We start from the raw sequence: 448 nt of genomic DNA on the forward strand, positions 1-448 counted from the left end.
ACTTGTTGACGCTGACTCAGATGCTGAGGTCGATGCACTTGTTGATGCTGATTCAGATGCTGAGGTCGATGCACTTGTGCTTGCTGACTCAGATGCTGATGTGCTTGCACTTGTTGATGCACTTGTTGACGCTGATTCAGACGCTGAGGTGCTTGCGCTTGTTGACGCTGATTCAGATGCTGAGGTGCTTGCGCTTGTTGACGCTGACTCAGACGCTGATGTTGATGCACTTGTTGACGCTGACTCAGATGCTGATGTCGATGCGCTTGTGCTTGCTGACTCAGAGGCTGACGTAGACGCGCTTGTGCTTGCACTTGTTGATGCTGACTCAGATGCTGATGTTGACGCACTTGTTGATGCTGATTCAGACGCTGATGTAGATGCACTTGTTGACGCTGACTCAGATGCTGAGGTCGATGCACTTGTGCTTGCTGACTCAGATGCTGAT

The 448-nt window shown here is 50.7% G+C and carries 1 protein-coding gene; it reads left to right on the forward strand.

Going from position 1 to position 448, the window contains the following annotated elements; genetic code table 11:
* Nucleotides 1–448: hypothetical protein (locus ADH81_RS11345; RefSeq protein ID WP_049528373.1), on the forward strand; the 448-nt coding region annotated here is incomplete at both ends.

It is taken from the genome of Streptococcus pseudopneumoniae (assembly GCF_001072925.1).
Taxonomy (GTDB): Bacteria; Bacillota; Bacilli; order Lactobacillales; family Streptococcaceae; genus Streptococcus; species Streptococcus pseudopneumoniae_Q.